Source organism: Pseudonocardia aurantiaca, assembly GCF_039526725.1.
Classification (GTDB): Bacteria; Actinomycetota; Actinomycetes; order Mycobacteriales; family Pseudonocardiaceae; genus Pseudonocardia; species Pseudonocardia aurantiaca.
In genome coordinates this window covers 392,840-400,915 of record NZ_BAAAJG010000029.1, presented here as the reverse complement: position 1 = coordinate 400,915, position 8,076 = coordinate 392,840, and the positions used below count along the sequence as shown (strand labels likewise).

Sequence of the window (8,076 nt, the reverse complement as noted above, 5' to 3'; positions counted from 1 at the left end):
CCGCGAACTCCGCCGCCGTCGCCGGCAGCGGCGCCGGCAAAGCCGCACCGTCCAAACCGGTCCTGGCGCACACCTGATCGGCCGCCACGACCCGCCGGCGGGCCTCGAACCGCTCCCACCCCAGCATGTCCCCCAGCGCCCCGGCCGCCGACTTGTAACCCCGCTCGGCGAACGTCCCCCGACGCTCCAAATCGGCCACCGCACCCACGACCACCCGGTCCAACCGCCGCGCCACTCCCTCAGAGACGGTCAGCACCGACAGCAGCTCGTCATCCCCCGCGCCCGGCCCCGCAGCCGCGGCCAGCGCGTCGACCGCCTCGACGAGGAGGCGATGCGCGGCAGCAACGCGATCGGTGGGCACGACCTCGATTCTACTCGAACAAATGTTCGAGTGAGTGTCATTCACCGCAGGTCAGAGGCCGTTCAACGGCACGAGGAAGAAGCTATCGGATGCCGTCCAGGACGTCAGCACCCGACTCTTGGCCACCAGCATGGGCTGCGGCGGCGGCGAGATCGGCGGCAGCGGTGAGGCCGGCGGCGGTGGCCTGAAGGAGGCGGGTGAGACGCTCCTCGAACTCGAGCGCGGCGTGGCCCCAGCGGGGTTCTTGGGCGTAGAGCTGGGCGAGTGTGGCGGACGCCTCGATCAGTATCGCGGACGCGGCGATGACCACCAGCCTGGATGGAACCGGTGTGGACCCGGCGCTGGCAGCAGCGGCCCTACCCAACGCAGCCACCGCCTACCTGGCGCTCAGCGGCGTGGCTCACCTTCAGCCCGGCGAGTGGGTGCTGGTGCACGGGGCGATGGGTGGGCTGGCGTCCGCATTTCCCGGCGTGGCCCGCAGTATGGGCGCGGCCGGGGTCGTCGGCACCGTGCGCCGCGGCAAGCTGGCCGAGGCGCAGGCCTCGGCCCTGCCCTATGACCGGGTCGTGGCGGGCGAGGACCTGGCCGAGGCGGTTGGCGGGCAGCGCTTCGATGTGGTGGTCGACCCGGTCGGCGGCGAACTGCGCACGGCCAGCCTGCAGGTGATGGCGCCCATGGGACGGATGCTGCTGGTGGGCAACGCCAGCGGCGACTGGCGGCACACCGTGGACACCAACGCATTGTGGCGCGCCAACCTCGCGGTGCTCGGCTTGCCGGCTTCTACCTGCCCGCCCACCCCGAACAGGCTGGTCCCGCCGCCCGGCGCGCCCTGGAGGTCATCGGGCAGGGCTTGATCGACATGCCCACCCAGACCCTGCCGCTGGCCGAGGCCGCCGAGGCACACCGCCGCGTCGAGACCGGATCGGCGGGCGGCCGGATCCTGCTGGAGCCCTGACCAGCAGCTATCGAATGCGGTCCAGGAACGTCAGCACTCGACTCTTGACCAGCACCGCAGCGGTCTCGTCGTAGTCGGGCAGGCCGCGGTCGGTGAACAGGTGCTGATCACCGGGGTACAGGAACAGCTCGGCGGTCTCGATCGTGGCCGCCAGGTCGCGGGCGACGTCGACATCGCCCCAGTCGTCGTCCTCCATCGTGTGGATCTGCAGCGGGACGCCCTGCGGCCAGGACCCGCCGAACTCCGACAGCGGCACGGTGCTGTGGAGGAACAGGGCGCCCTTCGCGCCCGGACGCGTCTGGGCCAGCTTCTGCGCGGGCATCACGCCGAGCGAGAACCCGGCGTAGACGATCTCCATGGGCAGCGCCTCGGCGGCCTGCCTGCCCCGCTCGATCACGGTGTCGAAGCCGATCTCCTCGGCGTAGCCCACGCCGTCGAGGAGCGTGGAGAACGTCCTGCCCTCGTAGAGGTCGGGGACGTGGACGACGTGCCCGGCAGCCCGGAGATCCTCGGCGAACGCGAGGCACCCCTTCGTCAGCCCGAGCGAGTGGTGGAAGATCAGCACCTCGGCCATGCCCGAAGCGTAGCCAGATCCTCCGACAGTCCCGATCAACCCGGCTTGCGAGCGGCCGCGTACCGGAACGCGTTGACGAAGCGATAGCCGCCGGAGGTCCGGAACGGGCGAGCGGCCTCGATGACGGTCGCGGCCGTCGCGGCCACGACCTGCGGCTCCTCGCCCAGCAGCACACCCCGGACGAGCACGTCGTCGTCCGGCGCCTCCCACACGACCTCAACGAGCCCGGCCGCCACGACCTCCAGCCCGCCATCACCCAACAGCGCCTCCAGGCCGCCGGGCTTCCGGAGATCGCCGTCCTTCGACACGTCCTCTCCCGCTGCAGCCGCGACGGCGGCGTCGATCGTCCCGAGGTCGTTGCGGTCGCTTTCCGCCCAGTTCGAGATCCCGACGAGGCCGCCGGGCACCGTGACGCGCACGAGCTCGGCGACGGCGTCGTCGGTGTCGTCGGCGAACTGCAGGGCGTTGATCGCCGTCACGACGTCGAACGCTGCGTCCGGCCACGGGAGCCTCTCCGCGTCGCCGACCCGGACCTCCGCACCGGACACACGGGACCGGGCGACGCCCACCATGCCGGGGTCCGGGTCGGCTCCCGCCGCCGACGCGCCGAGCCGGTCGAGGAACGCGACGAACTCGCCGCTCCCGCACCCCACGTCGAGCGTGCGCGAGCTGGGGCCGATCCCTGTCACGTCGGCGAGGGCCCGCCAGGCCGGCTCCGCGAACCCGCCCCACAACTCCGCCCAGCCCTCGGCGACGCCCGACCAGCCGTGCGGGTCGGCTGCGTGCGGGGCTTCCGACTCGCGTATCACGCAGCCAGGATCCCCCACATCACGATGACGGACGAACGGGTAGACCAGCTGGTGACCCACGAACTCCCGCAGGGAGGTGCGCCATCACCACGAACACGGCCGCCGGTGAGCGGCTCTTCCGGTTCGCGCTGCTCCTCAAGGGTCTCGACGGGGCTGCGGAGCTGTTGGCGGCTGTCGTGCTGCTGGTGGTGCCCGCCGCGGCCGTGCACCAGCTCGTGGCCGACGTGCTCGCCCGCGACCTCCTCGGCCGGCCCGACGGCTTCCTCGCCCGCCATCTCGTGGCGGGCACCGCGGAGTTCGCGTCCGGCAACCGCACGTTCGTCGTGCTCTACCTCGGCCTGCACGGCATCGTGAAGATCGCCCTGGTGGTGGCTCTGGTGCGCCGCTGGCAACCCGCATACCCGGTGGCCGTGGCCGTGCTGACCGCATTCGTCGCCTACGAGATCGACCGCGCGGTGCGCACGGGTTCGGTGCTGCTTCCGTTCCTGGCCGCGCTGGACGTCGTGGTGATCGTGCTCATCATCCGCGAGTATCGGCTGCTCAGGCGAGAATGTTGACCGCCCGCGCCACCACGAGCACGACAAGGACCAGCGACACCGCCGCCTGCACCATCATCGTCGCCTTCGCCCACCGGGTGAGCGGCATGACGTCGGTCGGGCTGAACGCGGTGACGTTGGTGAACGACAGGTAGAAGTAGTCGAAGAAGACCGGCTCCCAGCCCGGATCGGCGAGCTGGGGGGTCGCCATCTGCGGGAACATGAAGTCCGGCCAGTCGTCCACTCCGGAGGCGCGGGCGGGTGGGCCGCCTCGGTCGAGCTCCCAGTAGATGAGCGCGAACGCGACCACGTTGGTGAGCCAGACCGCCCCGCCCGCACCGAGCAGCTGAGATGCCGAATCGAACCGGCCGGTGAGCAGGTCGATCACCAGCAGCACGGTCGACCACGCGTTCGCCAGCGCCACGAGCCCGGTGAGGACGAGGCTCACCCAGCGCAGCATGGCCGACTCCCGGTTGAGCCGGAAGGGGTTGACCGCCACCAGGCCGAGGAGCAGTGCGAGCTCGAGCCCCGGCAGGACGTATCGGGCGGGCGGCACCAGGTCGGCTGGCAGCAACAGCTGCAACCCGATCGCGATCGCGATCGCGACCGCGGCGGGCCACCGGTGCTCGGTGCGGGTCGGGCGGGCCCACGCGGGCCCCGAGTCCAGCTTGCTCACGATCCTGGAGTCTCCCCCTCCGGCCCGGGAGGGCAACGGCCCGGCAACGACCGTGACTCGTGCGGACGGGATCCAGCTCAGGACCTCCCGGCCGAGCCCGCCGGCATCGCCCGAGCCAACCCGGACAGCCCGAACGTCTGCGCGATGAGCCGCTCCCGCAGTCCGTCGGGCAGCTTCGACAGCGTCGAGAGCGCCCGGGCGCGCCCGACGAAGTAGCGGCGCTTCGGTGTCCTGGCCTCGACGGCAGCCAGGATCGCCTTGGCCGCAGGCTCGACCGGTCCGAGCTTCTGCGCGGCGGTCGCGGCGGCGATCGCCTCAAGGTGGGGTGCGTAGAGCGCGGCCCGCGCCTGGTCGGCCGCGTCCAGCGAGCGACGTGTGGACGCGTCCGTCTTCGCCCAGATCGGCGTGTCGGTGCTGTCCGGTTCGACGAGCACCACCGGGATGTCCCACGCGGCGAGCTCCGTGCGCAGCGCCGAGGACAGCGACGCGAGCGCCGCCTTGCTCGCCGAGATCGGCCCCATGAACGGGATGGGGGTGTTCGCCGTCGGTGCGCTGACGTTGATCACTCGGCCGTGCCCGCGCCGCAGCAGCGGCAGGAACGCCTGGGTGACGTAGACGGGGGCGAACGTGTTGACCTCGAACTGGAGACGCAGGTCGGCGGGGGGGAGCAGCTCCTGCGGACCCTGGACGATGAGCCCGGCGTTGTTGACCACAGCTCGGAGTCCCCCGACGGCCGCGGAGACGGCGTCGGCGGCGGCCGCGACGGCGTCGGGGTCCGTGACGTCGAAGGGCAGTTGCTCGACGCGGGGCAGGCCGTCGAGGGCGGGCGCGGGCCGGCGGACACCGGCGAAGACGCGGTGGCCGCGCTCAGCGAGCAGGCGCACGGCGGCCGAGCCGATCCCTCCGGCGGCACCGGTGATGAGCACGGCAGAGTCGGTATCTGACATCGATTTCCCTCTCTCGGTGAGTGAGTTCGCGAGCGGCGCGGGCGCCCGTCGAGAACAACGCGAGTGCCAGCTCGTATTTTCCATGATACGAGCTGTCGCTCGCATTGTCGAGAGAGGGCGGTGCGCGGTTGACGACGTCAGCCGGATCTACGATGGCCAGGTGCCGACCACCCGCGAGGCCCTGCTCGACGCCGCCACCGACCTCCTGGACGAGGGCGGGCCCGCCGCGGTGACACTGCGCGAGGTCGGCCACCGGGCCGGGCTGTCGCACAACGCCCCGTACAAGCACTTCGCGGACAAGAACGCACTGCTCGCCTCAGTGGCCGCCCGCGAACTGACGCACCAGACATGGGCAGCCCGCTACACCGATCTGCGCCCGGCGCTGAGTGCCTACGTCACCTGGGCCCTGGCCCACCCGGCGCGGTTCAAGCTGGTCTTCGGCACCTGGAACACGGGGTCCGCCGACCTGGGCGCGGCGGCGGACACGGCGAGCGCGGCGTTCCTGCGCGCAGTGAAGGCGGGCCAGGAGGCCGGCGACCTGCCGGCAGGGGACCCCGTGCGGCTCGCGGCGCTAGTCCGGTCGGTCGCGCACGGGGCGGTCGACCTGGCGCTCTCCGGTCACCTCGCCGCCGACGGAAAGGGCGGCGCCGACCCGCAGGACCTGGTCGACGACCTCCTGGAACACCTCCGGGCCGCCGCCAGCTGACTCAAGAAGCCCGCGAGCCGGATCGGGCCCGATACGCGGCCACGTTGGAGCGGTTGCCGCAGATCTCGTAGGAATGCCAGCGGCGGGTGCGGCTGCGAGTGGTGTCGTAAAAGGCCTCGCGGCACACGTCGTTGGCACAGAGCCGCAGCCGGGACCAGCTGCCGGCGGTGACGAGCGCCGCGACGTCGCGGGCGATCCGCCCGACCACAGGATCGCCGGCGACCTGTCGTAGATCGACCCGGCCGGGCGAGGAGAAGTCCTGCCGGAACGCGATCGAGCCGACCCGACCCGAGAACGCGGCCCAATCCTGGGAGGCGTCGGCGGGTTCGCGGACGTCGACCAGGCCCAGCAAGTCGTCGCGCACCGCGCGCACGAGGTCGAGCCGCTGGACTGTCGGGAAGCCGTCCTCCTGCCCGAACGGGCGCAGGACCAGCGTCGCCGACTCCGGGCTGTCGAGCTTGTCGGCCGTGCTGCCGCTGTCGGACGCGCCCAAGGCCTATGAACACATGATGTCCGGCCGGGCGCGGTTCCGCGTCGTGCTGGACGCGGCGGCCTGAGGGACGCGGACCGGGGAGGACGTGTCATGACCGGCGGCTCGTCGCCGGTCGAGGCGCACGGTCGTGTTCGCGCCGCTCACCCGTGGTGTAGCACCAGCGTCGCGAAGCCCAGCACGCCGCGGTAGCCGCCCAGCCAGCCGCTCCGGTGCTCGTGCGCGATGGCCAGCGCCTCCTGCCGCTGCTGCTCGTCCGGCGCCTCGCGCAGGGCCCACTCCGTGAGCGAAGCCGTCCACGACCACTCGTACTCGTCCCACTCGGCGAGCGTGCTCACGTGGCAGTACCCGGGCTCGAACCCGTGCTCACGAGCCCGCTGCACCAGCCCGGGGAGGTCCGGGAAGTCGCCGGGCACCGCGTCGAGCGCGTCGAGGGCGGCACCGCCCGGCGCCACCTCCCAGAAGCCATCGCCGACCACCGCCTGCCCCCCGGGACGCAGGTGTGCGCGCACGGCGTCGAGGGTCTTGTCGAGACCGCCGAAGGCGTGGGTCGCCCCGACGCAGAGCACGGCGTCAAACAGGCCGTCCCTCCAGGTCGCGGCGTCGTCGGCGATCCAGGTCGTCCGCCCGTCCAACCCTCGCCGCTCGGCGCTGCTGCGCGCGAGGTCGAGCGCGGAAGCGGCCACGTCGACGCCGACCGCCCTCACGTCGGGGTGCTCGGCGAGCAGCGTGAGCAGCCACTCCCCCTCGCCGCACCCGAGGTCCAGCACCTGCCCGCCCGGCGGCGGGGAGAGCCACCCGAGCAGCTCCCGGGCGTTCGCCTCGGTGATCGGAGCCGCGATCGGATGGCGACGATGGGCGATGCGGCTGGCCTCGGCTCGATCCACGCCCACCATGATCGCAGCGGGAGCTAGTGCCCCGAGGAGCGCGCTCCTCGCTAGCTGTCGAAGTCCAGCGTGAGCGTTGCCGTCGCCGGGCGGGACTGGCAGGTCAGCACGAACCCGGCCTCGACCTCCTCGTCCTCGAGGGCAAAGTTGCGGCGCATCGTCACCTCACCGTCCGTGAGGCGGGCGCGGCACGTTCCGCACACCCCGCCCTTGCACGCGAACGGGAGGTCCCCGCGCACGTGCTGCGCCGCGTCCAGCACGCTCTCGGCGCGGGGCAGAGTGAGGGTGGTGGCCCGGCCGTCGAGCAGCACCGTGACTTCGCTCGTCTCCCCGTCCACCGCCGCGTCGGCGCGGTGCAGCTCGGGCGGGGGCTCGTCCACGTAGAACAGCTCGCGGTGCACGCGCCGCCTCGGCACACCCAGCTCGGCCAGCACCGTGTGCGCGTCGGTGGTCATGCCGAGCGGCCCGCAGAGCCACCACTGGTCCACGTCGCCGACGTCCACGAGCGCGCCGAGCAGCCTGCGGAGCTTCGCCGCGTCGAGCCGCCCCGTGACGACCTCGGCCGCCATCGGCTCCCGCGAGAGCACATGCAGCAGGTGCAGCCGCGGCCCATGGGCGTTCTTCAGGTCGGCGATCTCCTCGGTGAACATCACGGTGTCGGTGCGGCGGTTGCCGTACACGAGCGTGACGCGGGTGTCGGCGTGCGCGGCGAGCAGCGACGCCGCGATCGACAGCACCGGCGTGATCCCCGAGCCCGCGGCGATCAGGCCGTGGTGGGTTCCGGGCTCCAGGTCGGGGGTGAACGACCCGGCGGGCGGGGCGACCTCCACCTCGTCGCCCGCCTGAACGCCGTCCACCAGCCACTCCGAGAAGAGCCCCGTGTCGACGCGCCGCACGCCCACCCGCGGCGGGGCCCCGGCGGGTGCGCAGATCGAGTACGACCGGCGCTCCTCCACCCCGTCGACGAACTTGCGCAGCGTCAGGTACTGGCCGGGCCGGAACGCGAAGACGTCCCGCAGGTGCTCGGGGACCTCGAACGACACGGCGACGGCGTCCGCGCACAGCCGCTCGACGGCGGCCACGCGCAAGGGGTGGAACCCGGTGCGGGCCGGGGCCTGCGCGACGGTCATGAGGT

The 8,076-nt window shown here is 72.5% G+C and carries 13 protein-coding genes; 4 read left to right on the top strand and 9 right to left on the bottom strand.

Features of this window, described 5'->3' with window-relative positions; translation table 11 throughout:
• Both ABD143_RS37795 and ABD143_RS37790 read right to left on the bottom strand, forming a co-directional pair.
• Positions 1–361: DUF222 domain-containing protein (locus ABD143_RS37795; protein ID WP_343988541.1), on the bottom strand; the 361-nt coding region annotated here is incomplete at its 3' end.
• 82 nt (positions 362–443) lie between these two features.
• Positions 444–671, bottom strand: coding sequence for a hypothetical protein (locus ABD143_RS37790; protein WP_343988538.1), 228 nt, complete (start codon positions 669–671; stop codon positions 444–446).
• Between ABD143_RS37790 and ABD143_RS37785 the strand changes: the two genes are divergently transcribed.
• The gene (locus tag ABD143_RS37785) at positions 664–1,215 is read left to right on the top strand and encodes a zinc-binding dehydrogenase (RefSeq protein WP_343988535.1); all 552 of its coding nucleotides are present in this window, start codon (positions 664–666) and stop codon (positions 1,213–1,215) included. The genes ABD143_RS37790 and ABD143_RS37785 overlap by 8 nt on opposite strands.
• Positions 1,146–1,316 carry a zinc-binding dehydrogenase gene (locus tag ABD143_RS37780; RefSeq protein WP_343988600.1) on the top strand — a complete coding sequence of 57 codons (171 nt, stop codon included), beginning with the start codon at positions 1,146–1,148 and terminating at the stop codon, positions 1,314–1,316. The genes ABD143_RS37785 and ABD143_RS37780 overlap by 70 nt, the downstream gene beginning before the upstream one ends.
• A gap of 7 nt (positions 1,317–1,323) precedes the next feature.
• Here the strand turns inward: ABD143_RS37780 and ABD143_RS37775 are convergent, their stop codons facing one another.
• Together ABD143_RS37775 and ABD143_RS37770 are read right to left on the bottom strand one after the other, a co-directional pair.
• Positions 1,324–1,890: a dienelactone hydrolase family protein gene (locus tag ABD143_RS37775; protein WP_343988532.1), complete on the bottom strand. Its 567-nt coding sequence runs from the start codon at positions 1,888–1,890 to the stop codon at positions 1,324–1,326.
• A 35-nt stretch (positions 1,891–1,925) separates the two neighbouring features.
• Positions 1,926–2,699: a class I SAM-dependent methyltransferase gene (locus ABD143_RS37770; RefSeq protein WP_343988529.1), complete on the bottom strand. Its 774-nt coding sequence runs from the start codon at positions 2,697–2,699 to the stop codon at positions 1,926–1,928.
• An 83-nt stretch (positions 2,700–2,782) separates the two neighbouring features.
• On the opposite strand from ABD143_RS37770, the gene ABD143_RS37765 reads away from it, so the two are divergent.
• Positions 2,783–3,256 (top strand): DUF2127 domain-containing protein, encoded by a 474-nt coding sequence (locus ABD143_RS37765; protein ID WP_343988597.1) that lies wholly within the window; start codon positions 2,783–2,785, stop codon positions 3,254–3,256.
• On the opposite strand, the gene ABD143_RS37760 is transcribed toward ABD143_RS37765, so the two are convergent.
• Together ABD143_RS37760 and ABD143_RS37755 are read right to left on the bottom strand one after the other, a co-directional pair.
• On the bottom strand, positions 3,240–3,911 hold the full coding sequence (locus ABD143_RS37760) for a hypothetical protein (RefSeq protein WP_343988526.1): 672 nt from the start codon (positions 3,909–3,911) through the stop codon (positions 3,240–3,242). The two genes, ABD143_RS37765 and ABD143_RS37760, sit on opposite strands and share 17 nt — an antisense overlap.
• Positions 3,912–3,988: 77 nt before the next feature.
• Positions 3,989–4,837, bottom strand: coding sequence for an SDR family NAD(P)-dependent oxidoreductase (locus ABD143_RS37755; RefSeq protein ID WP_343988523.1), 849 nt, complete (start codon positions 4,835–4,837; stop codon positions 3,989–3,991).
• A gap of 181 nt (positions 4,838–5,018) precedes the next feature.
• Between ABD143_RS37755 and ABD143_RS37750 the strand changes: the two genes are divergently transcribed.
• Entirely contained in the window at positions 5,019–5,564 is a 546-nt protein-coding gene (locus tag ABD143_RS37750; protein WP_343988520.1) for a TetR/AcrR family transcriptional regulator, read from the top strand.
• Between the two features lies 1 nt (position 5,565).
• Here the strand turns inward: ABD143_RS37750 and ABD143_RS37745 are convergent, their stop codons facing one another.
• From ABD143_RS37745 to paaE, 3 genes are all read right to left on the bottom strand, one after another.
• Complete coding sequence (locus tag ABD143_RS37745) at positions 5,566–6,057, bottom strand: CGNR zinc finger domain-containing protein (RefSeq protein WP_343988518.1); 492 nt, start codon at positions 6,055–6,057, stop codon at positions 5,566–5,568.
• A 140-nt stretch (positions 6,058–6,197) separates the two neighbouring features.
• Positions 6,198–6,941: an SAM-dependent methyltransferase gene (locus tag ABD143_RS37740; RefSeq protein ID WP_379659621.1), complete on the bottom strand. Its 744-nt coding sequence runs from the start codon at positions 6,939–6,941 to the stop codon at positions 6,198–6,200.
• 50 nt (positions 6,942–6,991) lie between these two features.
• Complete coding sequence (paaE, locus tag ABD143_RS37735) at positions 6,992–8,071, bottom strand: 1,2-phenylacetyl-CoA epoxidase subunit PaaE (protein ID WP_343988512.1); 1,080 nt, start codon at positions 8,069–8,071, stop codon at positions 6,992–6,994.
• Between the last annotated feature and the right edge of the window lie 5 nt (positions 8,072–8,076).